General features: G+C 65.4%; 26 protein-coding genes, 1 other RNA gene and 1 pseudogene. 14 read left to right on the top strand and 14 right to left on the bottom strand.

Annotation, left to right across the window (positions count from 1 at the left end):
• The first annotated feature begins 182 nt into the window (after positions 1-182).
• The 9 genes from WA640_RS03755 to WA640_RS03715 all read left to right on the top strand — a co-directional run bounded on the left by WA640_RS03755 (position 183) and on the right by WA640_RS03715 (position 8,111).
• Entirely contained in the window at positions 183-1,517 is a 1,335-nt protein-coding gene (locus WA640_RS03755; RefSeq protein ID WP_335986140.1) for a serine/threonine protein kinase, read from the top strand.
• Positions 1,518-1,747: 230 nt separating this feature from the next.
• Positions 1,748-2,251, top strand: a complete 504-nt coding sequence (locus WA640_RS03750; protein ID WP_106361802.1) for a PadR family transcriptional regulator — start codon at positions 1,748-1,750, stop codon at positions 2,249-2,251.
• Positions 2,252-2,371: 120 nt separating this feature from the next.
• Positions 2,372-3,490, top strand: coding sequence for a peptide chain release factor 2 (prfB, locus tag WA640_RS03745; RefSeq protein WP_106361803.1), 1,119 nt, complete (start codon positions 2,372-2,374; stop codon positions 3,488-3,490).
• 243 nt (positions 3,491-3,733) lie between these two features.
• Positions 3,734-4,414, top strand: coding sequence for a cell division ATP-binding protein FtsE (gene ftsE / locus WA640_RS03740; protein ID WP_106362569.1), 681 nt, complete (start codon positions 3,734-3,736; stop codon positions 4,412-4,414).
• A 22-nt stretch (positions 4,415-4,436) separates the two neighbouring features.
• Positions 4,437-5,312 (top strand): permease-like cell division protein FtsX, encoded by an 876-nt coding sequence (gene ftsX / locus WA640_RS03735; protein WP_335986139.1) that lies wholly within the window; start codon positions 4,437-4,439, stop codon positions 5,310-5,312.
• A gap of 72 nt (positions 5,313-5,384) precedes the next feature.
• Positions 5,385-6,617: a M23 family metallopeptidase gene (locus tag WA640_RS03730; protein ID WP_335986138.1), complete on the top strand. Its 1,233-nt coding sequence runs from the start codon at positions 5,385-5,387 to the stop codon at positions 6,615-6,617.
• Between the two features lie 39 nt (positions 6,618-6,656).
• The gene (gene smpB / locus WA640_RS03725) at positions 6,657-7,163 is read left to right on the top strand and encodes an SsrA-binding protein SmpB (RefSeq protein ID WP_106361806.1); all 507 of its coding nucleotides are present in this window, start codon (positions 6,657-6,659) and stop codon (positions 7,161-7,163) included.
• Positions 7,164-7,267: 104 nt separating this feature from the next.
• Positions 7,268-7,645, top strand: a transfer-messenger RNA (tmRNA) gene (gene ssrA / locus WA640_RS03720).
• 160 nt (positions 7,646-7,805) lie between these two features.
• On the top strand, positions 7,806-8,111 hold the full coding sequence (locus WA640_RS03715) for a hypothetical protein (RefSeq protein ID WP_335986137.1): 306 nt from the start codon (positions 7,806-7,808) through the stop codon (positions 8,109-8,111).
• Between the two features lie 99 nt (positions 8,112-8,210).
• Here the strand turns inward: WA640_RS03715 and WA640_RS28765 are convergent.
• From WA640_RS28765 to WA640_RS03680, 9 genes and pseudogenes are all read right to left on the bottom strand, one after another.
• Positions 8,211-9,287, bottom strand: a pseudogene (locus tag WA640_RS28765) (recombinase family protein); the annotation flags it as partial.
• Positions 9,284-9,472 (bottom strand): hypothetical protein, encoded by a 189-nt coding sequence (locus WA640_RS03710; RefSeq protein WP_335986136.1) that lies wholly within the window; start codon positions 9,470-9,472, stop codon positions 9,284-9,286. The gene WA640_RS03710 and the pseudogene WA640_RS28765, both read right to left, overlap by 4 nt.
• 311 nt (positions 9,473-9,783) lie before the next feature.
• Positions 9,784-10,242, bottom strand: coding sequence for an NUDIX domain-containing protein (locus tag WA640_RS03705; protein WP_335986135.1), 459 nt, complete (start codon positions 10,240-10,242; stop codon positions 9,784-9,786).
• Positions 10,243-10,613: 371 nt separating this feature from the next.
• The gene (locus WA640_RS28760; protein WP_442904659.1) at positions 10,614-10,835 is read right to left on the bottom strand and encodes a transposase; all 222 of its coding nucleotides are present in this window, start codon (positions 10,833-10,835) and stop codon (positions 10,614-10,616) included.
• 116 nt (positions 10,836-10,951) lie between these two features.
• Positions 10,952-11,581, bottom strand: a complete 630-nt coding sequence (locus WA640_RS03700; protein WP_335986134.1) for a hypothetical protein — start codon at positions 11,579-11,581, stop codon at positions 10,952-10,954.
• A gap of 26 nt (positions 11,582-11,607) precedes the next feature.
• Positions 11,608-12,522 carry a hypothetical protein gene (locus tag WA640_RS03695; protein ID WP_335986133.1) on the bottom strand — a complete coding sequence of 305 codons (915 nt, stop codon included), beginning with the start codon at positions 12,520-12,522 and terminating at the stop codon, positions 11,608-11,610.
• Positions 12,523-12,531: 9 nt separating this feature from the next.
• On the bottom strand, positions 12,532-13,269 hold the full coding sequence (locus WA640_RS03690) for an SDR family NAD(P)-dependent oxidoreductase (RefSeq protein WP_335986131.1): 738 nt from the start codon (positions 13,267-13,269) through the stop codon (positions 12,532-12,534).
• A gap of 31 nt (positions 13,270-13,300) precedes the next feature.
• Entirely contained in the window at positions 13,301-14,008 is a 708-nt protein-coding gene (locus tag WA640_RS03685; protein ID WP_335986129.1) for a class I SAM-dependent methyltransferase, read from the bottom strand.
• Positions 14,009-15,285: 1,277 nt separating this feature from the next.
• Entirely contained in the window at positions 15,286-16,236 is a 951-nt protein-coding gene (locus WA640_RS03680; protein WP_335986128.1) for a replication-relaxation family protein, read from the bottom strand.
• A 282-nt stretch (positions 16,237-16,518) separates the two neighbouring features.
• On the opposite strand from WA640_RS03680, the gene WA640_RS03675 reads away from it, so the two are divergent.
• Positions 16,519-17,076, top strand: a complete 558-nt coding sequence (locus tag WA640_RS03675) for an HDIG domain-containing metalloprotein (protein ID WP_335986126.1) — start codon at positions 16,519-16,521, stop codon at positions 17,074-17,076.
• Here the strand turns inward: WA640_RS03675 and WA640_RS03670 are convergent.
• Together WA640_RS03670 and WA640_RS03665 are read right to left on the bottom strand one after the other, a co-directional pair.
• Positions 17,073-17,543 (bottom strand): NUDIX domain-containing protein, encoded by a 471-nt coding sequence (locus WA640_RS03670; RefSeq protein WP_335986125.1) that lies wholly within the window; start codon positions 17,541-17,543, stop codon positions 17,073-17,075. The two genes, WA640_RS03675 and WA640_RS03670, sit on opposite strands and share 4 nt — an antisense overlap.
• Positions 17,540-18,307 (bottom strand): XRE family transcriptional regulator, encoded by a 768-nt coding sequence (locus WA640_RS03665; RefSeq protein WP_335986123.1) that lies wholly within the window; start codon positions 18,305-18,307, stop codon positions 17,540-17,542. Before WA640_RS03665 ends, WA640_RS03670 begins: the two co-directional genes overlap by 4 nt.
• Positions 18,308-18,463: 156 nt before the next feature.
• Here WA640_RS03665 and WA640_RS03660 point away from each other — a divergent pair, with 156 nt between their 5' ends.
• From WA640_RS03660 to WA640_RS03645, 4 genes are all read left to right on the top strand, one after another.
• The gene (locus WA640_RS03660) at positions 18,464-19,042 is read left to right on the top strand and encodes a hypothetical protein (RefSeq protein WP_335986122.1); all 579 of its coding nucleotides are present in this window, start codon (positions 18,464-18,466) and stop codon (positions 19,040-19,042) included.
• 165 nt (positions 19,043-19,207) lie between these two features.
• Positions 19,208-20,443 carry an AAA family ATPase gene (locus WA640_RS03655; protein ID WP_335986121.1) on the top strand — a complete coding sequence of 412 codons (1,236 nt, stop codon included), beginning with the start codon at positions 19,208-19,210 and terminating at the stop codon, positions 20,441-20,443.
• Positions 20,433-21,371 carry a hypothetical protein gene (locus WA640_RS03650; protein ID WP_335986120.1) on the top strand — a complete coding sequence of 313 codons (939 nt, stop codon included), beginning with the start codon at positions 20,433-20,435 and terminating at the stop codon, positions 21,369-21,371. The genes WA640_RS03655 and WA640_RS03650 overlap by 11 nt, the downstream gene beginning before the upstream one ends.
• 9 nt (positions 21,372-21,380) lie before the next feature.
• Complete coding sequence (locus tag WA640_RS03645; RefSeq protein ID WP_335986118.1) at positions 21,381-23,030, top strand: DUF262 domain-containing protein; 1,650 nt, start codon at positions 21,381-21,383, stop codon at positions 23,028-23,030.
• A 380-nt stretch (positions 23,031-23,410) separates the two neighbouring features.
• Here the strand turns inward: WA640_RS03645 and WA640_RS03640 are convergent, their stop codons facing one another.
• The 3 genes from WA640_RS03640 to WA640_RS03630 all read right to left on the bottom strand — a co-directional run bounded on the left by WA640_RS03640 (position 23,411) and on the right by WA640_RS03630 (position 26,357).
• The gene (locus WA640_RS03640; RefSeq protein WP_335986117.1) at positions 23,411-24,541 is read right to left on the bottom strand and encodes a hypothetical protein; all 1,131 of its coding nucleotides are present in this window, start codon (positions 24,539-24,541) and stop codon (positions 23,411-23,413) included.
• Entirely contained in the window at positions 24,526-25,626 is a 1,101-nt protein-coding gene (locus tag WA640_RS03635; protein ID WP_335986116.1) for a M48 family metallopeptidase, read from the bottom strand. The genes WA640_RS03640 and WA640_RS03635 overlap by 16 nt, the downstream gene beginning before the upstream one ends.
• Before the next feature lie 104 nt (positions 25,627-25,730).
• Entirely contained in the window at positions 25,731-26,357 is a 627-nt protein-coding gene (locus tag WA640_RS03630; protein WP_335986115.1) for a hypothetical protein, read from the bottom strand.
• Positions 26,358-26,450 lie beyond the last annotated feature (93 nt).

Raw genomic sequence — 26,450 nt, 5'->3', positions numbered from 1 at the left:
TGGGCGCAAGTGTAGTGGTCCCGCACTCACAGCACGCGACCGTTGAACCCCGGTCCGCGCACCGGCCGGGCCCGGCGCTGTATCCCCCGATCGTGCCACCCTGCCAACCCGCCGCTGAGCTGCGGTGACGCCCCGATTACAGTGGATTCAGCCCGCTTCGCCACCCACCCCCGGGAGCTGCCATGAAGTCCGTGCTGGCCGACCGCTACGTCCTGGAGCACGAGATCGCGCGGGGAGCGGTCGGCGTCGTCTGGCGGGCGTTCGACCGGATCACCGGCGACTGGGTGGCCGTCAAGGTCCTCCGCGAGGAGCTGCGCGGCGAGGCGGAGATCTTCGAGTCCTTCCGGGCCGAGGCCGAGATCCTGCGGACCATCGACCACCCCGGGGTCGTCGGCGTCAAGGACTTCATCGTCACCGACGCGGTCTGCGCGGTCGTCCTGGAGTTCATCGAGGGCCTGGACCTGCGCGAGCACCTGCGCCTCCACGGGCCCCTCCCGGCCGCCGAGGCCGCGCTGCGGTGCGCCAGCGCCGCCGAGACCCTCGCCGCGATCCACCGCTCCGGCTACCGCCACTCGGACGTCAAGCCCGGCAACCTCATGCTGCACGGCGCCGAGGGCGTCAAGTTCGTCGACTTCGGCATCGCCCGCGCCGCCGCCTCCCGCACCGCGCCCTCCCACGGCACCCCCGAGTACATCGCCCCGGAGGTCGCCTCCGGCGACTCCGCGAGCACGGGCGTCGACAACTACGCGCTCGGCCTCGTCCTCTACGAGGCGCTCACCGCGCACAGCGCCTACCGGGGCGGGTCCATCACGGAGGTCGTCGAGCGCCACCTCACCCGCATCCCCGTCAAGCCCGCCGTCGTCGACCGCGACCTGTGGCAGGTCGTCGAGACGCTGCTGTCGCTCGACCCGCGCGCCCGCGGCGACCTCGACGCCGTCGCCGCCGAGCTGCGCCGCCTCGCCCCGCGCCTCTCCCGCCAGGCCACCGCGCCGATCGAACCCGAACTGCGCGAACGGGACGCGACGAAGTCCTTCACCTACGAGCCCGTCACCCCGCACGCCGGGGAGGGCATCGGCGCGCTCCTCGCCGCCGGGCAGGAGCCGCCGCCCGAGCCCGCGCGCCGCGGCCGGTTCCTCGTGGCCGCCTTGGCCCTCGTGGGCCTGGCGGCCGCGGCGGTCTGGGCCGTCGCGGCCCTCACCGGACCCGACGTCCCGAATGCGGAGAATGCGGGCGATCCGTCTGAAGAGGCCGGAACGTCCATCCCGGCCGGGGACCAGTCCTCTGGGGACCCAACGGAACCGGCCTCCACTGAGTCCCCGTCCGGTGACGCTGCGTCCGCCACTCCCGAAGGGCCGGAGTCGGAGAGCCCCGATGGCGGGGTGGAATCAACTGATATGTCCGGATCAGAGGGTGAAACCGGAGGCTCCACTAAGGGCGGTTCGGACGACGACTCGCCCGGATCGGACCTCATCGGTTCCCCCATGCCGACAAGTGAAAACGGCCGCGACAGTCGATAATGATCCATGCGCGGCGAGTGACGCCGCGTCACCCGAACCGATGAGGGCGATGGGGATCACACGATTGGAATTCTCCGATCAAGCGTTGCAATACCGTATCGGTCGCCGTCGGATTCACAAGGCTTGCAGCGGAATCCGTGGTCACGCAGCATGAGTCATGGGTCGGGGTCTATCGACACATTGGAGCTGTCCACTTGTCAGGGCGGCATCCACATGGCATCCTGTCGGGCATGGCAGGAAAAGAACTCAACGCGACCTCGGCAGCATTGCTGGGCTTGCTTCACGAAGGACCGATGACCGGCGGACAACTCATGGCGGAGGCGACCCGTCGCCTCGGTCCGTACTGGACCATGACGCGCTCGCAGGTCTACCGCGAACTCCCCGCCCTCGCCGAAGGCGGCCTGGTGCGCGTCGGGAAGCCGGGGCCCCGCGCCTCGGTGCCCTACACCATCAGCGCCAACGGCAAGCGGGCGTTCACCCGCTGGCTCAACGAGCCGGCCCGGATCGGCCAGCTGCGCGACCCCGTCGCGCTGCGCACGGCCTTCCTCGACTACCTCTCGAAGGACACCGCCGACGAGATGTTCGCCGACGCGGTCGAGCAGCACCAGGAGGCCTTGGCAGAGGCCCGTGCCGCCGCGAAGGACTACGCCGACGAGGACCCGAACGCCGCCGTCGCGATGGAGTTCGCGATCGGCTACCACCGCTCGGCCCTCAGCTGGCTGAAGAAGCGGTAGACGGCTAGACCCCCGGCCCGCGGGCCGGACGCACGAGATCAAGCACGGAGCGGGACGCGGCCCTGAGGGGCTCGCGTCCCGTTTCGTATGAGCCCGAATACAGGCGTACCCTGATCTGTTGTGACCAGTGTCGATGTTTCCGCCGATCTCCGCGAACTCAAGGCGACGCTCGCCAGCGTCGAGGCCGTCCTCGACCTCCCCGCGCTCCGGCGCGAGCTGTCCGAGCTTGAGGCCGCGGCCGCCGACCCCGGGCTGTGGGACGACCCCGATCACGCCCAGCAGCTCACCTCCCGCCTCTCCTACGTGCAGGCCGAGCTCAAGAAGCTCGCCTCGCTCCACGGGCGCATGGACGACGTCGAGGTCCTCTTCGAGCTGGCCGACGCCGAGGACGACCCGAGCGCGGCGGCCGAGGCCGGCGCCGAGCTCGCCTCGATCCGCAAGGCCGTCGACGAGCTGGAGGTCCGCACCCTCCTCTCCGGCGAGTACGACGAGCGCGACTGCGTCGTGACCGTCCGCTCCGGCGCCGGGGGCGCCGACGCCTGCGACTTCGCCGAGCAGCTCATGCGCATGTACCTGCGCTGGTCGGAGCCGCACGGCTTCGGCACCGAGGTGTACGACGTCTCCTACGCCGAGGAGGCCGGGATCCGCTCGGCGACCTTCGCCGTCAAGGGCCCCTACGCCTACGGGCACCTCTCGGTCGAGCAGGGCACCCACCGCGTCGTGCGCATCAGCAAGTACGACAACCAGGGGCGCCGCCAGACCGGCTTCGCCGCCGTCGAGGTCGTCCCGGCCCTGGAGCAGACCGACGAGATCGAGGACATCCCCGAGGACGAGATCCGCGTGGACGTCTACCGCTCCTCCGGCCCCGGCGGGCAGGGCGTCAACACCACCGACTCGGCGGTGCGCCTGACCCACCTCCCCACCGGTATCGTCGTCTCCTGCCAGAACGAGCGCTCGCAGCTCCAGAACAAGGCCACCGCGATGGCCGTCCTCAAGGCCAAGCTGCTCCAGCGCACCCGCGACGAGGAGCGCGCGAAAGTCGACGAGCTGCGCGGCTCGGCCACCGCCTCGTGGGGCGACCAGATGCGCTCCTACGTCGAGCACCCGTACCAGATGGTCAAGGACCTGCGCACGGGCTTCGAGACCGCCGACGTCAAGGGCGTCTACGACGGGAACATCGACGGCTTCCTGGAAGCGGGCATCCGCTGGCGCAAGAGCGGCGAGAAGTCGACCGACTAGCACCGGATCGTGGATCCTGTTTCCTATAGGATCTACGATCCGCTGTGGACCCCCCGTGCCCGCCCGGTGACCCTCCGGCGACCCCGCATGGGCCTCCTGACCACATGTGCTTCCCCCGTTCGGACGAAATCACGTCGTTACCACCGGGCGGTCGTGACATATGGGTCGGAAACGACGGAATATGCCACGCTTGTGCTGGAGCCGCCGGACCGCCTCCGGAATTCGGCGGATAGACTCCGCCTCGTGATTCAGCTTGAGGGTGTAACCAAGCACTACCCCCGGTCGAACCGGCCCTCGGTCGAGGACATGAACGTCTTCATCGACAAGGGAGAGTTCGTCTTCTTCATCGGCCCGACCGGTGCGGGTAAGTCCACGATCATCAAGCTCCTGCTCCGCGAAGAGATCCCGGACAAGGGCAAGATCACCGTCGGGGACACCGACGTGACCCGGCTGCGCCGCTGGAAGACCCCGGCGTACCGCCGGAGCATCGGCTGCGTGTTCCAGGACTTCCGGCTCCTGCCGAACCGCACCGCGGCCGAGAACGTGGCGTTCGCGCTGGAGGTCATCGGCAAGCCCAAGTCCGTGGCCCGCCGCGTCGTCCCCGAGGTCCTCGAACTCGTCGGCCTCGGCGGCAAGGAGCACCGCTACCCGCACGAGCTCTCCGGCGGCGAGCAGCAGCGCGTCGCCGTGGCCCGCGCGTTCGTCAACCGCCCGCTCCTCCTGCTGGCCGACGAGCCCACCGGCAACCTCGACCCCGACACCTCGATCGAGATCATGCGGCTCCTCGACCGGATCAGCCGGACCGGCACCACCATCCTCATGGTCACCCACGACTCCAACATCGTGAACCAGATGCGCCGCCGCGTCATCGAGATCGAGAACGGCCAGATCGTCCGCGACCAGGCGCGCGGCGTCTACGGCTGAGCGAAAGGCAGAACCAGAGCTAATGCGCGCGAAGTACGTGATGTCCGAGGTCTTCCTCGGACTGTGGCGCAACATCTCCATGACCGTCGCCATGATCATCACCATGGCCGTCTCGCTGACGATGCTCGGCGCGGGCCTGCTGCTGTACAACCAGGTCGACGTGATCGAGGAGTACTACCAGACCAACCTCGAAGTGGTGGTCTACCTCGACCGCGACATCGACCAGGCGACCACGGACCAGCTCAAGGCGGACCTGGAGGCCAGCGGCTACGCCGAGCAGGTCGTGTTCGAGTCCAAGGACAAGGCCTACGAGCGGTTCAAGGACACGTTCGAGGAGTCCGAGGACCTCGTCAACTCCGTCGACGCCGAAGTCCTCCCCGCGGCCTTCCGCATCAAGATGAAGGACATCAACGACGCGCCGAAGCTCATCGCGGACTTCCAGGAGCGCGAGGGCGTCTACCAGGTGACCAACCAGCGCGACATCCTCCAGCAGGTGTTCGACATCCTCGGCGGGGCCCAGCGCCTCACCCTGATCGTCGCGCTCGTCCAGGGCGTCGCCGCGCTCATGCTGGTCGCCAACACGATCCAGGTCGCCGCGTACTCGCGGCGCCGCGAGGTCGCCATCATGAAGCTCGTCGGCGCGCCGAACTGGTTCGTCCAGGCGCCGTTCGTCCTGGAGGCCGTCTTCGCCGGCGTCATCGGCGCGATCTTCGCGTTCGCGACGCTCATCGCCGCGAAGTTCCTCGTCATCGACGGCCAGTTCAAGGACCTGTTCTCCCTGATGCCGCCGATCAGCATGCAGTCGATCCTGCTGCTCCTGCCGATCCTGACGGGCATCTCCGCGCTCATCTCCGCGGTCACCGCGTGGATCACGTTGCGGTTCAACATCAAGGTCTGACCCTCACCTGATCGGGGCGATGAGCGCCGATCCGCCTGAACATCCGTCGCAGATGGACTAGATTCTGGCGTTATGAGGCGAATCGGATGGCTGCTCGCGGCCCTGCTCTTCACGGCGGGGACCGCGAGCAGTCCCGCATTCGGGGTCTCCCAGTCCGATCTGGACGAGGTCGACCGCCAGAAGGCCGAGATGGCCGCCGAGCTCGAAGACGCCTCCGACGAGGTCCGCGCCGCGGGCGCCGTCCTCGCCGAGACCGAGGCCCGCCTGCCCGGCGCCCAGCACGACGTCGACGTCGCCCAGGGCCGCGTCGCCGCCGCCGAAGCCGAGTCCGCGCAGGCCGCGCGCGAAGCCGAGGCCGCCCGCGAGGCGCTCGCCGCCGCCGAGGACGAGTACGCCGCGGCGGCCGCCGCCGTCGACGAGGCCCGCGAGTCCCGCGCCGCCCTGTTCAACGCCACCGCCCGCGGCGCCGAACTGCTCACCGTCGACGCGATCCTCGCCTCCGACGAGCCGTCCGAGGCCGTCGACGGCCTCACCTACCTCGAATTCCTCATGGACGGCAAGGAGCAGGCCGTGCAGGAGGTCACCCTCTCGCGCCGCGAGGCCGCCAACGCCGAGAACGCCGCCGCCGCGGCCGAGGCCGAAGCGGCCGAGGCCGAGGCCGCCGCCGCGCAGGCCCTCGCCGACGCCCAGGCCCGCGAGGCCGAGGCCCACGCCGCGCAGCTCGCCGTCCAGCAGCTCCAGGCCGACCAGGAGGCCGCGCTCGCGGTCGCCGAGTCCTCCCGCGACGAGGCCCAGGCCGACTACGACGAGCTCGAAGCCGAGTCCGAGCGCCTCGCCGACCAGCTGCGCCGCGAGGACGACGACAACGACCACGGCGGCGGCTCGTCCTCCGGCGGCGGTGGTGGCGGCGGCTGGGTCGTGCCCGTCGACGGCTGGAAGTCCTCGGACTTCGGCTGGCGGATGCACCCGATCTTCGGGTACGCGCGCCTCCACGGCGGCACCGACTTCGCGGCGTCCTCGGGTACCACGATCCACGCCGCGGCCTCCGGCAAAGTGGTCTACGCGGGCTGGAGCTCCGGGTACGGGAAGCTCACGTGCATCTCGCACGGCGGCGGCATCACCAGCTGCTACGCGCACCAGTCGAGCATCTGGGTCTCCTACGGCGAGCACGTCGACCGCGACGAGGGCATCGGCGCGGTCGGCACCACCGGCGACAGCACCGGCCCGCACCTGCACTTCGAGGTGCGCGTCCACGGCGAGCGCGTCAACCCCGTGCCGTACCTGCCGTCCTGCCTGTGCCGATAAGGTTTCGACGTACGACTGTTCGATCGTTAAGCTTGCCTGGTGTCCAAGAAGAAGCAGGAAAAGGTCAAGCACTCGGGTCCCGAGCGCTCGGTGGTGACCACCAACCGGAAGGCCCGCCACGACTACGAGATCCTGGACACCTTCGAGGCCGGGATGGTCCTGTCGGGCACCGAGGTCAAGGCGCTGCGCCAGGGCCGGGGGAACATCGTCGACGCGTACGCCGAGATCCACAACGGCGAGGCCCGCGTCCACAACTTCCACATCCCCGAGTACGACTACGGGACGTGGACGAACCACCCGCCGCGGCGCATCCGCAAGCTCCTGCTGCACCGCTCCGAGATCGACAAGCTCGCCCCGAAGCTCGACGAGGCCGGCCTCACGCTCGTCCCGCTGTCGGTGTACTTCCAGAACGGGTACGCCAAGATGGAGCTGGGCCTGGGCCGCGGCCGCAAGAACTACGACAAGCGCCAGGCCATCGCCAAGCGCGAGTCCGACCGCGAGATCGAGCGGGCCATCGGCCGCGCCAACAAGCGCGGCGGGAGCTGACGGGAATATCGGGTCGACCCCGTCCGTTGAGACGGGGTAGAATTCCACAGCACAACTGAACAGGGTGATGAACACTCACTCGACGTTGCACCTGGCACCATCCAGGGGCTGATCGGTTTCGACTCCGTACGTTGACGTGAGGGAAGCGGGTCGAGGAAGCCAACGCCGTCTCGTAAACCGATGTTGGAAACCAATAAGTGCCAACGCAAAGCAACGCACTGACTTCGCCCTCGCTGCCTAAGCGAGCGTGAAGTTTGCCGCTCCAGGGGCGCATCCGCCCTGGACCAGCGGCATCATCTGAGGATGCTGTGGCCGTCGTCTTGATCGCTGGGACGCCGTCCGAGACTTTCGGCGATTAGAGCCCGTCGCACCGACTCGTCCGCGTGATCGGTGGGGCTCGATAAAAGGCACAGCGGACTGCACCCGGAGAAGCCTCACGAAGGCCGCGGAGGACCAGGGTTCGATTCCCTGCAGCTCCACCATAGGGTTCGCACTTGAACCCTGACCCATAGGAAAAGCGGCACCAGCCTCCGGGCAGGTGCCGTTTCGCCGTTCCCGGTCCCGGAACGCGATGAGCGGCGCGATGGATTCCGACACGCCGCCCCGGACCACGGTGGCCCGCTGGTCCGTGTCGGTGTCCAGGTGGAGGCGGGTGAAGCAGATCGTGTTGAGGATCTTCCGCTCGTCATCGCTGAAGGACTCGTAGAGCGCCCGAGGCCGGGTGAGCAGGTCGATGAACGGTGCCACCGTTGCGACCGCCTCATCGAGCCGGGGCCGGTCTGCCTCAGCAAGCTGGGCTTCGACCGTTTCGCGTTGCGCCTTGATGCCCTGGATCTTCGCGGTGAGCTTCTCGGTGGGCCAGTCGGGATCACCGATCAGATCGAGCACCTGGTCCTCCAGGGAGGCGAGGCGCTTGCGCTCGCGCTTGAGATTCCGCTTGAGCGCTGAGGTCGTCTCCAGATCGGCCCGCCCGACCCGCTCCAGCCCTTCCCGAGTGAAGGCGGCCTCGTCCGGCGACAGCGCGATGGTCGCGTAATGCGCGGCGACGGCCGACTCGACGTCGGCAACGGGGAACCGTGGCAGCTTGCACCCGTCGCCCTCGTTGCGGCCCATGCATAGGAAGTAGAAGTACAACCGCCCGGTCTTGGACTTGCCGCGTTCGATGATGAGCCGCCGTCCGCACCGGGCGCACCACACGAGCCCCTTCAGATAGTGGTCCCACTTCCGCTCGCGGGTGCCGGCCCCGCGCTGGCTCACGAGTACCGCTTGCACCTGCTCGAACAGGTCGGCGTCGATCAGCGGTTCGTGCCGCCCCGGGTACTCAGTGCCGTTGAAGGACACGTAACCGAGGTAGTACTGGTCGCGCAGAATCTGCCCGATCTTGTGCATCGACAGTTCGGTCCCGGCCGGATACGTCTTGGTCGGCCGCGTCCGCAGCCCCGCGCTGACCGCCAGCTCACGCAGCCCCTTGAACGAGAACTGCCCAGTCGCATACCGCTCGAACAGCATCCGCACCAGCGGGCCGCGCACCGGATCGAGAGCGACGGTCCGCACTTCGCGGCCGTCGACCATCTCACGGACGTTCAAGTACCCGAGCGGTGCCCGTCCCGGCGTCCCGCCCCTCGCGGCCTTGGCTTCCATCTTGTAGGCGATGTCCTGGCCCGAGACCCGCGACTGGTACTCGTTGAACCCGTCGACCATGTGCGCCATGAGGTCTCCGGTAGGGGAGTCGTCGGTCGGGTCCTTCACCGACAGGATCGTCACCCCGAGGCCGCGCAGCTCCTTCTTTGTGAAAGCCGCGTCAGCGGTGTCCCGGAACAGGCGCGAGCGCATGTACACGACGATGTAGGCGACATCGCCCTCGTTGCGCACCCGCCCCATCATCTTGCGGAAGGCAGGCCGCCCATCGATCGAGCGGCCGGACTTCCCGGGTTCGACATACTCGTCAACCACCTCAAGGCCCATTCGTTCCGCGAGCGCCAGACACGCCTTCCGCTGAGCCGGGATCGAGTTCCCCTCCGGGTCGTAGTCGGTGTCCACCTGTCCCTTGGAGGAGACCCGCAGATACACCACGGCCCTGCCTTCTGCCCCTTGTCGCACCGTTTTCTGCCCGCGCCCGGTCATGTCGCCGTCGCCCCTTCACCATCGCCTGAATCGCTGTCAGGGGCCGCGGCACCAGCCGTGTCGGCCTGGTCCCGCTCCTTGGCGACCCGGCGCGCAGCACGCAGCAGCAGCGCCGCCAACTGATCGGTATCGATGACCTTCCGGCGCGCACCGGTGACCCGGATACGCCGATCCACCCGGCTCATCGAACCCACCACATGGCGGTAAATGTGCTGGTAGCAGCCCCATTGGCGACCGTAACGCGAACTTGTTGCAGATACGAGCATCGGACGCAGGCGGGTGAACAGCCTCGCTCAGTCGGAAACCACTCGGGCTGCGAGAAGAAAGAAGACGACCAAATCAAAATGGGCGGCGAACCGTCGCTTCGGTCTCAGAGACCAACCAAGGTACCTGCTCGTCACCGAGTCGTCCAGCAATCCGAATGCAGGTACCCGCACCGACCCGCACGGTGCGGGTCGGTGCGGGTACTGAATGCATCTTCTTGTCCGGTCGCCGCCTATCCGATGTACGGCTCGGATCGATCTGCGAGGCCGTGCGCAATGCGAAGCCGCATCGACGGATTGATGGGCAGACGGTCAAGCTCCTCGACGCCGATCCAGGCGACTCGGGTGGACTCCGGACTCGTCGTGATGCTGCCACCCGTCACGCGTGCTTTGAAGGAGATCGAGAACTGCTGGCGGACCTCGCCGTCCCCGTACTCGATCAGATGTCCCGGATCGGTGTAGAGGCCGACGATGCCGGTGATTTCGACATCGAGTCCGGTCTCCTCCTTGGCCTCACGGACTGCGGTCTCTGCGATCCGCTCACCGAGATCATGCCCGCCGCCGGGCAGTGCCCAGTCCCCGTTGTCTGACCTCTGGATCAACAGCACCCGGCCCATCTCGTCGGCAACGAACACCACCGTTGAAGGAACAACACTGTTGGGCGCAGGGACATCCAGGTCAGGCGCGCGCACAGGTCGACGATCGTGTCCGCAGGGCTGGTGGTGGAGATACCGGAGACCGTACGACCCAGCGGTGGCGGCCAAGCCGGGTCGAGGATTCGGTGCTGAGGCGGGCGATGCGGTCGCCGATGCGCCGTTTTTGGAGCGCACGGTGCCAGTTGGGGATGTCGTAGGTCTTGTCGGCGTGGACTTTCCTCAGTTGCCTGCGACGCGGGCCGCGTCGGCGGGAGGGGATCCTGGAGATGCCCTGGAACAGCGACTCGAGGACCCGGGAGTCGTGGATGTTCGCGCCCGAGACACCGAGCGCGAGCGGGAGTCCGTTCCGGTCGGCAGGACGCGGATCTTCAAGCCGGACTTGCTGCGATCGACCGGGTTTGGCCCGGTCAGCGATTCCCCTTTCTGGCGCGCAGGTTCGCCCCATCGACGATCGCTCTCGGCCAGTCGATGTCGCCAGCGGCGCCGAGCCGGTCAAGCACGGCGCGGTGGCGCTTGGCCCACGGCGCGGCCTCGGACCACTCGGCAACGCGCCGGTGCGCGGTCTGGTGCGAGACGCCGAAAACCGACGGCATGTGTCGCCAGGCGCATCCAGTGGTCAGTACTCCCACAGCCCGTCGGGCATAAGGCGTCTGGCGAACTCATCCACGCATGATCTATCCCTGACCTCTTGGGCACCACCTGAGAAACTCGCTTATTGCAGGAACCCACCGGCTGAGATGCGTTCTTATTCGGAAAGGGTGCCATTGTATAGAGTCTGGTCAAGATCTCGAGGTCGGATCAATGGCTTCCCCTTGACGAAATAGTTCATAGGTATTGTCGCGCGGATTCGGGGCGTCGCCAGGGCCTCAACTGAGTGAGCAGTTTCTCTGGCATCGAAGAAGAACAGGTCGCCGGGCATCATGCTGAGAGCGACTTGATCGTCGACGTCCTGGCCGAACAGTAGCCGCCCTCCCAGCCGCACAGACGATGGTGACAGCACAAGGAGCCCAGTATAGGGATTACTGTCATAGTGCCACTCGTAGCGACCTCCGATACCTTCGAGAAGGTTGATGTTCGCTCCACTAACAAGATCCGGCGACGGAATGAGCCCGACACCGAAGACGCGTTCCGCGAGATGCAGAAAGTCTTGTTCGTACAGTTCTTGTAGCCGTGGCAGGTGTTCTGCAACTGCGCGTCCGTTCATTAGGCGATACGTCAGTTCTATGCCAACGTCTTCCAGGCTAGTTGAGGTACCTCCGACCAGTTTTGCACTTGTCGCCATCTCGGCAGCGACCGTTAGAAAATCGTCGATGTCTCCAATGGTTAGAAGACCATCTGCGATCGCGTTTGTTCCATAAAAGGGGTATGGAAGCACGGAAACTCCGGTTTAGAGAAAAGGGATTAAGAGCTGGTCCGAGATAGTGGGGTCGCCATCTTGATCAGCTTATTGTAGATTTCTAGCATTCTGGAAAGGTCTACGTCGAGCATCGTAACTTCTCCACGAGCGCTCCCCGATGGGTCAAAGCGATCTTCCAGCCCAACACGACCATTGAAGTCGATGAAACCTTCGCCGATCTGTTTAAGCAGATTGGGGTCGTACTTGGTTACCTCTTCATTTTTGACCAAGTACCCGATCAAGGGAGCTTCAGACTCTTTAGTGTGTTGGTCGATTGGTGATCGTGTTAGGAATTCTGCAATCCGCTTGCTTTCAACGATAAATATTCTCTCAACACGCACACCTCGCTCAGCAGCATCAATATTGGCTCGCAAGAAGTTTCTCTCTAGATCGCTGTCATTCCACTCCTCATCCGAGGACATTGAAACTGCATGCACGTATTCACCATTGCCGAGGGTTCCAAACTGACGAAATAGCCAGTCGTAGTAGTCGCCAGTCTGCAGGGTAGAGGAACGCTTGTTTATTGCGAGGAGTCGAAGCTGTTCGGTAGCATCCTTGACAATCTTCTGCTTGACTGGCGAGAACTCCGGTTCGGTAATAGCGGCGAATCGGCGAACTACTTCGTTGAGTGAAGAATAGTCAGCGTCAGGGCCAATCTCGATGTAGTCCGCGATCTTCCTGAGTGGCAACAGATCCCGTGCGAGAGTCGCATTTATGTCATCGCGCTCTTTTGCGAATGACTCCTCAAGTGCCTTTCGCTGAATGGTAAGCAGCATGCTACCAACAGGAGCCGCGAGTGAAAGCGCCCATCCTGCTGGCGAGCTCGCAAGGAAAAGCCAGTTGACGACACCGAAAGCAGCGCCAAGAAGCAAGCCAAAAACAGCCTCGACGATCGAAACGGGAAGACTGCCTATTTTCATGGAACTGTCCTAATCGACCGACTCTGACTCGTACTTTGAGATTGTATCGACGCCTGTATATCCGCCATCGACAGTCACCACCGACCCAGAGATAAACGAAGCCTCGGCGGAGGTCAAGAACGCCAGAACATTCGCAACCTCGGCGGGCGTTCCAAGTCGGCCAAGAGGTGTGATCCTACGAGACATCTCGAACACCTCATCGGTGTCCATCACCCCGCCGATCCAGCCGGCAGCGACCGCGTTGACCCGAACCCCATGTGGCCCCAGGTTGTTCGCGAGCGTCATCACCAGGTTGTGTACAGCCGCTTTAGAGGCGGCATATGCGCCAGCGCGGTACGAGCCACGGAACGCTTCGGTGCTCGTCACAATCACTGCACTCCCACCGTCAGCCAGCAAAGTTGAGGATTCGGTGAATAGGGCAGCCGGGGCGGCAAGGTTCTCAACTACCGATCGTGTCCACTGGGCCTCGTCGAAGCCGCTGATCGGTTCCATCTCGAAGTACATGTGTGCATAGACAACTGCGGTATAGCCCTCGGGCTGCTCTGACGCGAACGTTCTCACTGCTGACAGATCGCCCAGATTCAGCTCGACCAGCCTAAGCTTTCCCTCGCTTTCATTCCGAAGTCTGGTTAGCTTGTCGGACGGCGGGACGCTGTAGGTTCCGACAACATTGATACCCTGCTCTAGAAGCCGAGTAACAAGGGCCGCCGCGACCGGGCTCTCAGTTCCGACCACCAAATAGCTCATTTTGAACTTCCTCTATTTTCTACTGATCTTATCAGGATTGTTGAATTCGAATACATAGCGTATGGGCGTGATCTTTGTATATGGAACATAAAGTTGCATCTATTGAATCGCTGAGAAACTCCAATATTTTGGACTTATTCGCTCCTCGGCCACGAAGCAATGTCAACCCTCTAATGTGCATACGATGGAATCTTACGGAAAGCAACTTCCGAATATCGTAGGCCGAATAGAGCCGCGCGTCGACTGCAAATCCATCGGGGATTTCCGCACCCCTTGGCGTGTACGCCACTACTTCGCTATTGCGTCGATCGGGGGAAGTTTGACGATCGAGACCGTACACCATCAGGAAGGCGCGTCCGTTTCGACGTAGCACCCGGGCGGTCTCTGCCAAGGCTAGCTCGATCTCCAGCACATGTGAAAGCGCACCGAAAGTTGAGATCGCTACATCAAAGGTCTCATCTTGAAACGGCATTGAGCGGGCATCACCTTGCACAAATGACCGGCCAGGGAACGCCGCTCGTGCCACATCAAGCATCGGTCCAGAAAGATCCAATCCAACATAGTTGACGCTTTCAGGCAAGAGTTCGACGCCCTTTCCTGTCCCGCAGCCCACATCAAGAACACGGGCACCATGTGGAACGAAGCGTCGCAATGCGCGGCGCACCAAGCGGTCCTCGCGACGGAACTCCTCTCCCTGATAGGCGCTGTTGTAGATCGCAGCAATATCGTCGTAACTCACGCTTATTCCCTGAGTGCAAACGGTATCTTCGAGGATCATCACATTCGATCTTGGCAAGGATTTTCACAGGGCAACGACCATCTTGTAGGAGCAATGATTAACTTCTTTCGCTCTCAGCCTCAGAGTGCTCACATACCCGTCTGCGAGCATCTATGAGAGACTACTATACATGGTGCTTCTCGCCAGGACGAGAACAGGTACGAGATGTGGAGCCGGTAGGATCTCTATGGCTCTCAAAATCAGCACAAGTCCGCTGCTTTCGATTCGTCTGTGCTCATTGTGGTTTGAGCAGCTTTCTGAGTTCTCTCGATTTATGCTCGACCGTGCGAAAAGGCGCTGTACTGGGACGCGTTTTTGTGGTATTAGGCGCCCCGTTGGCCTGGTGCCATCTTGGGCAGCAGACGCGGCGGGCCATGTAGTGCTGTCCGGGTTTCGCGGTGTGTCATGCGGTGAGTACGAGTCGTAGGCGGGTCTGATGGTGGTGCCATCGGGCTCGGGCGAGGTAACGCTGTCGCCAGATCGACCAGTGGGCTTGGTGTGCTTTGCGATCGGGTGGGTCGTAGGCGATGAGGACGGCGAGGCGGGCGCGGATCTCATAGCGGCTGGGCGGAACAGGCGGCAGGTCGGCCGGGATGGGCTGGTCGGCGCGGTGCGGCAGGTAAATCGGCGCCCAGGCGATCGGTGTCGATGACGTCGCGCCGTTTCCCGGTCACACGGATGTGTCGACCGGCCCGGCTCATCGCACCCACCGGCCGGTGAATGCGCAGGTAGCGGCCCCTTTGAGGACCGTAGCGCGGACTCGATTGGTATACGAGCCTGCAACACGGATGGGTGAGAAGCCTCGGACCGCGCACGTGGCAAGGAGCTGCCGAGCGGCTGTCTTACGTGCGGGCAGGCATGACGAATGAACCTGCGTGGGCTGTGGGAAGAGAGTTGACCAGTGCAAGGGAGGCGACGTGCCGTCACTCGTGGTCTCAGATGCACTCTAGGTTAGCGGAGTGTCACTCATGATGCAAGGGGTAAGGGTGGCAGTAGGTCCTGATGTGGGGGCCCGCGGAGCGGGGCGGGTACCACTCGTTGTCGTCGTAAGACCCTTTGGGGGGAAATCAGAATGTATTTAGTAGGACCCGCACGACGGGTCCTACCTATTCGCAGCGAGCTGGGGAAACACGGCGGTGCGAGTGCCGGAGGCGTCTCGGGGGTGCTCGCGGAAGTGGGCACGGGTCCGTTCCCGGAGATCGTTCCGGGACTCCTCCGGAGCATCCTGGCCTGAGCCGTCAGAGACGGCGGAAGCTGTAGACCTCGTCGAGGCAGCGCATCTCGGCAGGCGAATCCCCGGCGCACCACCAGACCGGGCCGAGCGGATCGCCACTTCTCGTCGTGTTGGTGGTGGCGACCAAATCGCGTCCTCCTGCTGCGGCGAGCCGATCGTGGAGGTTGGCTTCCCGTCCGGGTTTGGTGAACTCGATGAGCATCATCCGTGGCGGCGCCAGGGCGAGGATCTGCTCGCGGGTGCGCTTGCCCTCGTTGATGTCCCTGCTCCGGATGCCCTGCCGCCTACCGATCTCCTTGTTGTACCAGTCGACCTTGCGCACCAGGCGCTCCAACGGCTCGGTCCCGGTGTCGTACTCAAAGGTGAACTCGCGCTCTTGCCCGGCGAAAGCGAGGTCGAAGCAGCCGTCCGGGCGCTGGCCCATAGCGGGCGAGACTTTCTCGGCCTCGCGTTCGACATACCAGTACCGCAGCACCGCATCGATATCGCCGCGGCACGAGGAGGCCAGGCGCGTATAGAAGTCGTTGACGCCTTCAAGGTGCGAGCGGTGCGAGGAGAAGAACAGCGAGTCCGCGTACTGCCTGGCCTTCAACTTGGTCGGAGCCCTGCCGGGTTTCGGCTTCTCGGACTCGCCGAAGAAATCAATCCCCGGATCGCGCTCGAAGTCAGCCACAGCGACGGAATGTGCCAGCGTGAGGCCCAGGAAACCCAGGAAATACCGGTACGCCTCGTGCGTCGAGGGACGCCGGCGATCGAGCAACTCTCGCTCGCACAGCGTCTTGATCCGGTCATACGCCGAGGAAGCCGAATCGAAGAACACCCGCTCCAACTGCACGATCGTGAGCAGACGAAACCTGTTCAAGTGATCGACGATCGCGAGATCCCGCTCCGTCAACTGGTGCGCGATCTCGCCCAGCGAAGCCGCCGCCTGGGCGGGTTTGCGCCATGAGGTCATAGACCCGCCTCCAGCCGGTAGCGGACACGTCTTCGGACGACGCCAACCGTGTGGCGCCGCGTCAGCTTCTGCTCGGATCGAATCGTCTGCACTCCCATCGCTCATACACATGCCGCATGTCGGCCTGCGTTGCGAGCGCGAGCATGACTCGAAACCGTCGCCGAGGCAAGTGTTTGTGCGGGGTTGTGCGGGTGAAGCACCCTCACAGACCCGCACCGCACCCGCACCGTCCGACTGTTCGTGCCGAGATGTCTGAAACTTGAGGAGGGCTAGGATCGTCGGGTGCAACCGAGCATGGCCGAACGCGCCAAGGTCCTCGCCGAGCAGCGACTGAGCAATACCCTGCCCCGTCGATGGCGGCATGTCCAAGCAGTGGCCGCTCGCGCTGAGCAGATGGCCTCGATGCTCATAGGGTCCGGAGACCGAGAGGCGCTGGTGTCGGCTGCGGTACTGCACGACATCGGTTACGCCCCCTCGATCGTTGTCACCGGCTTTCATCCCCTCGATGGGGCGCGGTGGCTCCGCAGCATCCAGTTCGACGACCGTGTGGCCGCGCTGGTCGCCCACCACACCAACGCCGTTGTTGAAGCCGAACTCCGCGGTCTGGAACGAGACCTCATCACCGAGTTCGCGCGTGAGACCACCCAGGTGGCCGACCTGCTGTGGTACTGCGATCTGACCACCGGGCCGGACGGTCAGCTCTTCACGGTGCCGGAGCGCCTCGCGGAGATCCGCGACCGCTACGAGCCCGGCTCGATCGTCGCGAAGTTCGTCGACCGCAGCGCGGGCGAGTTCTTTGACGTCGAAAAGCGGATCGAGAACGGGCTCTCGCCGGACTAACCGATGTAGGGCTCGGGTCGGTTCGCGAAGCCATGCTCGATCCGCATGCGCATCGAAGGGTTGATAGGCAATCCGCCGAGATCGTTCGATGCGACCCAAGCGACCTGCGTCGATTCGGAGCTCGTGCGCAGCATCCCACCGACCGGTTTCGCTCGGAACGCGATCGAGAACTGCTGACGGACCTCGCCGTCGCCGTACTCGATGAGGTGTCCCGGATCGGTGTAGAGGCCGATGATGCCGATGATCTCGATGTCGAGGCCGGTCTCCTCCTGCGTCTCGCGGATCGCGGTGTCGGCGATGTGCTCACCCAGGTCGTGCCCGCCGCCAGGGAGCGCCCAATCGCCATTGTCCGAGCGCTGGATCAACAACACGCGGCCTTGTTCGTCGGTCACGAACGCGACCGTCGAGGGCACGACGCTGTTGGGGGCTGGAGCGTCGGGGTCGTTGATGTGGTCGATGCGGCTCATGGCCTCACCTTGCCATGATCGCCGCCCCAGGCATTGCGTGAAGCGGTCCAGACGCGGTCGAAACTGTCGGCGTACGAGTTGAACAGCGTGCCTCCGGCCAGACGTCGCAGATGCAAGACCGGAGCGTGCGCGGCAGGGAAACCGTAGACGTGGGTGTTGACCAGCATCTCGTCGTCGTAGCGGTAGATGCTGTTGTACAGCGTCGTCGAGTGATACCCGACGAAGACGCCCTCGGTGCCCCGCAGCTTCTCGTAGAAGGACAAGACGTTGCGAACCTTCGCCGCGAGTGCATCGCCGATCCCCTCCTCACGCCCACGCACGGCTACCGCCTCGCTGTCGGGGTCGCCGAGCAGGATCGTGATCCTGGTGCCAGCCGCAGCCTTCTGCTGCAGCGCCTCGATCAAGCCCGGATCGTGCTCGGGCAGAAACAGCCCGGAGTACACGAGGATGCCGATCCGCTCGGTAGCGTTGTCGAACAGCCGCCGCCACAACTCAGGGGGCACCTGGAAACGCCGAGGGTAGGTCCGGATCACCTCAGACTGCGAAACCCGGGCCTGACGCTCGGCGGTGTCGATGTTCGGCCACAGGTACTCCTCGGCCTCATCGAGCATCGTGGCGACCGCCGAGCGGTGCCGCGGATACGGCACCCTCCCACTGCTGATCCAGCGCCGCACGGTCTTCGCATCGACTTCGAGCTCCTCAGCAAGCCCCTCCGGCGTCAGGCCCGCCACCTGCATGGCTTCCTTCAATCGCTCATTCGGCATAAGGGCTCCCGTCGGGGACGACTTCGGATCTTGAGGACGTCTCTTCGCGTCCCATTGTGTAGTTCAGTCGTCCCCGTCTGTCAACCACCCTGTAAGTACGCCGCTCTCCAGACGGCACCAGGCCGAGCCGAACGACCACGCAACAGGGGGACACGCATGACGCAGGTACAGGCGTCCGACCAGACCGCCAAATCGGAGGTGCTGGGCGAGTGGACGACCGAGCACGGCAACCGCCTCACCCTGATGGCCCGGCGCACGACCGGATACGCCTCGATCTGGCTGACCCACTTCGGCAAGCCCGCCAAGATCGGCTCGGCCGCACACGCAGGCGGAGTCCTCCGTGAAGTCCGCTGGGAAGAGCCCTGGCGAGAGCAGACGGACGCATGGAAGAACCAGCAACGCCGCTACATCGCCTCGCTGATCGCCACCTGGTACGCCGAGGGCCACGAACCCCCGAGGCCGGCCGCCCTACCCTCGACCGTGATCGGCACCTTCGACTGCTTCGGCTTCCGCTTCGCCGTCGAGCCCACCGCCGCCTCCGAGCATGCCGTCCTCAGCGTCATCAACGTCGCGGGCACTCTCACCCCCGTCGCTGACCTCCTCCACGACCAAGGCCGCATCTGCGGCATGAGCACCCGCCCCGGCTGGAAGAGCACACCCGACGACCGCAAACGAACCTGGCGCCACGAAGCCGAAGCCATCCTCACCCGAGCAGCCCAACAAGGCCGCCTCTAAGACCTTCCTCCAAGGGGTGGGGCTCGCTGGGTGGAGCGAGCCCCACCCATTCTTTGCCGGAGAGAAAGGAGGTACCGCAGGGGGGCCGTTCAGCTGGGACCGACCGCGCGGCCGGGGACCTGCAGCGGAACCGAATGCCAGGCATCTTACGTCTATGCTGTGGCGATGGCACTTCAGCGACTTGTCCTCATCAAGTACGCCTGCTTCACTGAGCGAACTGAGCTCGAACTGGCGCCGATTACAGTACTCTTCGGCCGTAACCACTCCGGGAAGAGCGCGCTCGCCCGATCGCTGCGTGTGCTCGAGACAGGCTTCGGTACCAACGCTGCTGTGCCGCTCGACCTTGCTGCGCTCGGGGACGATGCCCCTGAATTTATCGACCTGGTGCCCGACCGGCTCAGTCATGGAAGGGTCGCGGTCGAATTCGGATTCGAGGAGGCAGATGTCTCAGCCACGATCCAGAGCGTCGTCGATGAAGGCGCGGCGCAGGTGGTCAGCGATTGGCGATTGCTATCCGACCACACCGATCTCAGGTTGAGGTGGGACTTTGAACAACAAGCATCACAGGGACTGCGTACCTACCTAGTCTCAGAAGGTGACCGCCCTCCGCGGTCGGCAGCCATAGCGTTCAGAGGACTCACGCCGGAAGGTACTGGACTACCGTTCGAGATCCAGCTTCCGAAATACCCCTCCGTCCGGATGATGGGGCCGTTTCGCAGCCCTATGGCGCGACGAACCCGTCTCTCCTCGGTGGCTCCCGCCCTAGATCCCGAGGGCAGGCAGACGGCCACGATCCTGATTAACGACCATGCGCGTGGATCAGGGGAGGTCATTGGGTTGGTGAATGATTACCTGGAGAAGCAACTCGCAGATTGGCGACTGGAGGTCCGGCCGCAGTATGACGGCTATTCCGTCAGGCTGCGGTCGGTGATTAACCGGAACCTCTCTGTCGCTGCGACCGATTCCGGCACTGGCGTCACTCAGCTCCTGCCGCTGCTCGTGCTGCGGGCCCAGGACGAGGTCGCCCCGCCGATGTCCGAAGTTATCGAAGTAGTGGAGGAGCCTGAGTTGCATCTCCATCCCGCAGCCCAATCCGCGCTCGCGGACATGTACATCGATGCCGCTCAAGCGCAGGCGAATCTGCGATTCCTCGTCGAGACCCACAGTGAGACCTTGCTGCTACGACTGCGACGTCGAGTCGCCGAAGGGACCTTTGATCCGGCTAGGTTGGCGCTGTACTACATCGAGAACGACGGACGCAGATCGACAGCTAGACGCGTCGTCGTGGATGACAGAGGCGATGTCAATTGGTGGCCGGACGGTATTTTCTCGGAGGACTTTGCCGAGGTACGGCAGATCGCTTTGGCACAGCGGAACCGTCTGGAGAACGATGCTCATTGAACTAGACCCAGCGGTCTATACCTTCGAACACCACGACTCGGTGGTCGCGATGCTCGTCCTGTTCAAGAGGCAGTGGCACGACTGGGCCATACACCCCATGGATGTCGCTGCCTTTACCGAGTTTCTCCGTGAAACGCAGCAAGGGCTCGTCTCCGACACCAACCGGTTGTTCGCCGAGAACTGCGCTAAAAACTACCTGGCCTATGACAAGCGAGCGCCGACCCGGTTGGGTGGGGCCAGACTCGCCGAGGGCGTTGAGGAACTCGGTCGACCCGCGGCCGTCATCGTGGAGAACGCCGAGTCCGATGGCTGTTTTCTGCGCGCGGTCGCGACGGTCCTTGACTCGGAGGTTCGTGAGGCGTTCGAGAAGGGCAGAATCGCCCTCGTCCACGGTGGGGGCGTAGGCGACGCATGCAAGCAGGCCAGGAAAGTATGCGAGGAACTCCCGCGCTTCAATCGCGCGTTGCTGGTATTGGACAGTGACCGTTGGGTGCCGGGTTCGGAGTCGAAGCATGAGAAGAAGGCCCGTGAACTCCGCAAAGCGGGCGTCAAAGTGCACGTTCTGCTACTTCGTGAGGCTGAGAACTATGTCCCGAACAGGGTGTTCGTAGCGATTCCGCGGCAGCGTGGTCGGGAGACCACGCATCTCGACAGCTTGAAGACGCTGAGCCACGCCCAACGGGGGCACCTCGACATGAAGAACGGTCTGAAGAGCACCGGCGATACTGCCAGTTACCAGCGCGAACTTTACGAAGACCTCCCCGACTTCCATCGTCGACGCCTGGTCGGCGGCTTCGGGGACCGGATCCTCCATTACTTCGAGGATTTCGTCCGCTCAGTGAGTGCTGAGGACATCATGAAGAACGCTGGCCCGGAGGCGCTCGAGGATCTGCGTGACATGCTGGACCAGATCAAACGGATCGTTTAAGGAGGCGGCATGTCCGGTCACGACCCCGACATCAGCATTCAGCCGGAAGTGCAGCTGATGGAGGCGGTGCTGCGGCCCCTCGCAGACGGAACCTTGCGCATTCCGCGATTCCAGCGGCCGTTCGTTTGGGAGCCTGAGCAGATTCTCGCCCTGTTCGACAGCATCGAACGCGGCTACCCGATCGGCAACCTCCTCTACTGGGAGCCCTCAGAGGAGCTCAGCTCGATGGGCAAAGTCGGTGACCAGCCCATTCCTGCCGCACCCAGGAATGCGAGGACCAGTTACGTGCTTGACGGGCACCAGCGACTGTCTGTTCTATACGCGACCCTGCGACGCCCGGCTGATCCGCCTCGAACTTCTGATCAAGACAGTTGGCAGTGGTGGCCGTACCGGGTGCTCGGGTTGGCGGAAGACGCGGATCCTGAAGGGCGACCACGATACCGCTACCAACATTGGCGCAAGGACACCGAGCCTCCGCCGAACTACCTGCCGGTCCGAGCGGTGCTGCGCACAGTAGATTTCCTCGCCTACTGCCGCGGTCTCGAAGGGAGACCGGATCTCATCGCGGAAGCGGAGCAGGTAACGCAGCGTATCCGCGAATACTCGGTGCCGATCGTCAAGCTAGAGGGCGGATCGCTCGACAAGGCGGCCGAGGTTTTCACCAGAGTCAATTCGACTGGTCGTGCCATGAGCCAAGCCCAGATGGTGTCTGCGCTCACCTATAAAGAAGACGATGCGCCGACCTTGGCGGAGCGCATCGACGAGATCATCGAGGATATTGCAGGAACCGGGTTCGGCGAAGTGTCCGACAAGACGATTTTCCAGGTCGTTCTTGCGGTGAAGGGTGAGGAGGACTACCGCAGTCCTGAATGGTCGACGATCGCGAAAGAAATGGGACCGACGCTGCATGAGACGATCAGTGACGCCTGGGAGGCATTGTCGCTCGCGGTAGGATTTCTTCGAGACGAGGTGGAGGTTCCGTCGGCAAGGCTGATTCCATACGACCTTCAGTTGATCCTCCTGGCGACCTTCTTCAGCAAGTGTTCCCACCCCACCCTTCAACAGAGGAAGGTGCTGCGGCGCTGGTTCTGGGAGACTTCCTGGTCAGGCCATTTCGCCTCCTCCAACACGACGCAGGTCCGACAGAGCTTGCAAGCGATGAAGACCTACGCCGAGGAGGGTATATCCCCAATCCCGAAAGACTTGAAGCCATTGCCGTTCCCCGAGCGGTTCGACCAGAAGGCTGCCAGGGTGCGAGCTTTCATCCTGTGGGATTTGATCGCCCACAAGAATCGACTCGATGTCTCAGGCGCGGTGATCGACGCGGCTTCGATCTACCGCACCAGCCCTACCGCAACCTATCGGCACGTTGTCTCCCGGCCCACCGAATCCAAGCCCGCAAATCGCCTGGTCTTTCCCACTGGTCCTCGGATTTCCGTGCGCCGAGCGCTGGTTGATCTCGACGATAGAACCCGGCCCGAAATCCTGGAGAGCCATGGCATCCCTGAAGCTGCGTGGTGGGCCCTGAAGATAGGGGAGCACAAGACCTTTGTCGAAGAGAGGACTCGATTTCTCGTTGGCGAGGAGAAGAAGTTCATGGACTGGATCCTCGAAAAGTCGGCATCAGTCGGCGAAACAGACGGCCATTCACTGTCCTGATTTCTCAGCTTGGGGCTTCAGTGGCTCGAATGGCGTGCCTCTCGGGTCAGGCGTTTGACGCTTGAGATGCTGATTCCGTACTTCTTTGCGAGAGTCTTCTGGAGTTCGCCTGCTCGAAATTCGTTGACGATGGCGGCGCGGTCTGCGCGGGTGAGGCGGCGTTCCAGAAACCAGGGCCTTCTGTCGGTTGTGCGGGCCACCGGCTGTTCGGGAACTGAGAGGGGGTCAGGGTTCTGAACTGGGCCGGTGAGCAGGTCAGGGAGCTGGTATGAGTGGGCCTTGAGCTGGGGTGATGAGTTCAAGTAGGTCGTTGCAAGATCCACCGACAGACAAGGCCGGGACGCGGAAGCGTCCCGGCCTTCGTCGTGTCCGGGGCCTGTTCAGGCCGCTGCGCAGGCGCGGCGGCGGTAGGCGTCGAAGACGGTGCGGGCGTCGGGGCCGAAGTCCTCCCAGGGGCGGGCCGAGGCGTCGGTGGCGAGCTGGGCGAACAGGGGGACGGCCTCGGCGCCGCGACCGGCGTTGACCAGGCCGTACGCGGCCCAGCTGCGGTCGGCGTTCGCGTAGGGGCCCGTCGCCCCCTCCCGGGTGCCGAGGCGGTGGAGGACCGCGTCGAGGGCGCGGTGGACGCGCGGGTCCTTCCAGACGTGCTCGTTGACGTCCTCGTAGTCGTAGGCGGCCGCGACGACCAGGAACGCGAGGGACGGGTGCGCGGCGGCGGCCCGCTCGGCGAAGGCGAACAGCGGGTCGTAGGAGCCCTGCCCCTCGGGGGACCAGTACATGAGCGCGAACTCGTGCCCGGCGCGGTGGAGCGGGTCGCGCGCTTGGAGCTCGCGCCAGATCGCATTGAACGTGTCGGCGTCGTAGTCGCGGGCGCGCGCGAGGACGACGAGCGTGAACCACGGGGTCGGGTCCTCGGGGGCGAGCCGGGCCGCGTGCTGCGCGGCGGCCTCGGTGCGCGCGACCGTCCGGTAGAACGCGTCGTGCTGCTCCGGTGTGGTCTCCTCCGGGGGCCGATTGCCGCGCAGTTTCCATGCGAGCCAGAACAGGCCGTGGGCGTCGACCACGGCGATGTGGCGCTCGTCGCCGCCCGCGGCGCGCCACGCCTGGAGCCACGCGCCGTCGTCGGCGGCGGCCTCGCCGAGGGCGTGGACGGCGGCCGAACGCGTCGTCCACTCCTCGTAGCCGCGCTGGAGCAGGTCGGCGGCGGGCCGCCAGTCGCCCCGGCGCGCGGCGGCGACGGCCGCGGCGATCGCGGGCACCGCGCGGCTCACGTCGGTGCTGAGCGCGGCCGCCGGAGGCATGCCCCACCTGGTGACGTCCACGGGCGGCATGTCGGGCAGGCCGGGGATGACCTCGGCGGGGTTGACCGTGGGGTCGGTCGCCTGGATGAGGGCGATGACGTCGGACTGGGACACGGTGTCCATGTACGCGGAGAGGGACTGGCCGCGCCGCTTCGCCTCCTTCCGCATGGACATCAGGACGCGGGTCTTCGCCTTCAGGAGCAGTGCCATGAGGTGTTCGCCTTTCCGGTGGTCAAGGTGAGCAGTGCGCGCAGGGGCGCGGTGTCGGGGGCGTCGGCGACGGCGGCGTCGAGCGCCGCCGGGAGCGCGGCGTGGGCGTCCGCGCCGGTCAGCGCCGCGGCGGCGGCCCTGTGCAGGCCGTCGCGGACGTACAGGCGGGCGCGTTCGCGCCGCACCCGCGGCGGGTCGCCAGGCGAGGCCGGGGCGAGGTCGGGCAGGAGCCCCGCGTCGAGCGCGTCGAGGAGCACCGGCAGGGTCGGTTCGCGGCCGGTGGCCCGGGCCGCGTTCGCAAGGACCGCATCGGTGTTCGCGGGCGGACCGGCGACGGCGCCGAAGAGGCGCTCGGGGTCGCGCAGCAGCCCGGCCGCGGCTCCGGCCGGGACCGGCACCGAACCGGGCGCGCGCATCGCGGCGACCGCCGCGATGCGCCGGGCCGTCGGCGGATGCGTGTCGTACGGGTCCGCCGCGGCGGGACCGGACGGGTCGAGCAGTGCGAGCGCGCCAGCGGTCGCCGCCGAACCGGCCGCGAGCGCGGCGGCGCGGTCCGCGGCCTGCTCCTGGGCCCGCGCGAGGCCCGCGGAGGCGCGCAGCACGAACGCGCCGTAGCGGTCGAGCACGGCGCGCAGGGCCCGCTGGAGGAGGTCGTCCCCGTTCAGCGCGGCGAGGGTCCGCACGTAGGTGCGGCGGCTGCGGTAGGCGGCCCCGGCGAAGCGGGTGTCGCGGCCCGCGTAGTGCGCGAGCTCGTGGGCGAGGACCGCGGCGAGCTGCGTGGCGGTCATCGCCGCGAGCAGCGGCGCGCCCACGGACATGGTCCGGTGCGTGCGGCACCCGCGGCGGTCCTCCCTGACGGCGGCGTTCGCGTCGGCGGTGAGGCGGATCTCGTGCGGCGCACCGGTGCCGACGGCTGCGGCGAGCACGCGGACCAGGGCCCACAGGCGCGGCTGGTCGCGCTCCTCCACGAGGACGCCGTCCGGCGGTTCGCGGTCGGCGGCGGCGAGCGCCCACAGGCCGTACCCGAGGGCCGCCAGGAGCGGCAGGAGCGCGACCGCGATCTTCGCGCCTCCCCACGGGGACACCGTGAACGCGTACGCGACGCCGCCGAGGAGGCCGCCCCCGACCGCGAGGATCAGCGCGGAGACGGCCCCGGTCAGCGCCGCCCACCACAGGGCCCGCAGCGAGGTCAGCGCCGGTCCTTCGGCTTCTTCATGCGCTCGGCGAGCTCCCGGATCTTCCGGAGCTCCGCTTCGAGCTCCGCGGCCGCGGCGGGGTCGGCGGCCTCCCACAGCTCGGTGAGCTCGTCGTCGGCGGCGCTGCGCTCCATGCCGTGGATTTCGGCGGCCTGCCACGCGAGCCGGTGCACGCGCTGCTCCAGCGACGGGTCCTTCGCGAGGATCGCCTCGACCCGCTCGGCGACGCCGCCGCCCGGACGCGCCAGCGCGGCGACGTCCCGCTTCGCCTGCTCGGCGGACTTCCCGCCGACGAGCCGCGCCTGGAGGTGCGCGATCCCGGTGAGGACCATGGCGGTGACCACGGCGACGGTGATCCCGGCGAAGAACCCGTAGACGAGGTTCATGACCAGGCCGTTGCGCGCGAAGAACGCGAAGAGCACCGCCGTGGCGACCATGCAGACCAGGTACCACCAGTACCCGAGCCGCTCCAGGAGCCGGAACCATGCGGGCTTGCGCCCGGGGAACCCGTCGAGGGCCTCCGCCAGCCGCTGCACGGCCTCGTCGACGCCGGGCGGCGCGTCGGGCGCGGTGATGACGACATGGTCCGACCTGCGGACCAGCCAGCGGATCCTCGCCACGGCCCCTCCTCTCGCGGGGGCGCCCGATGCGCCCCGGATGTCGCGGCCATCCTGCCCGGCCGCGGTTACCGCCGACTTACACCGCACCCGCGC

The organism is Glycomyces sp. MUSA5-2 (assembly GCF_037034145.1).
Lineage (GTDB): Bacteria > Actinomycetota > Actinomycetes > Mycobacteriales > Micromonosporaceae > Glycomyces > Glycomyces artemisiae.
Note: the sequence above shows the minus strand (reverse complement) of the source record. Positions and strands in the feature narration are given on the sequence as shown.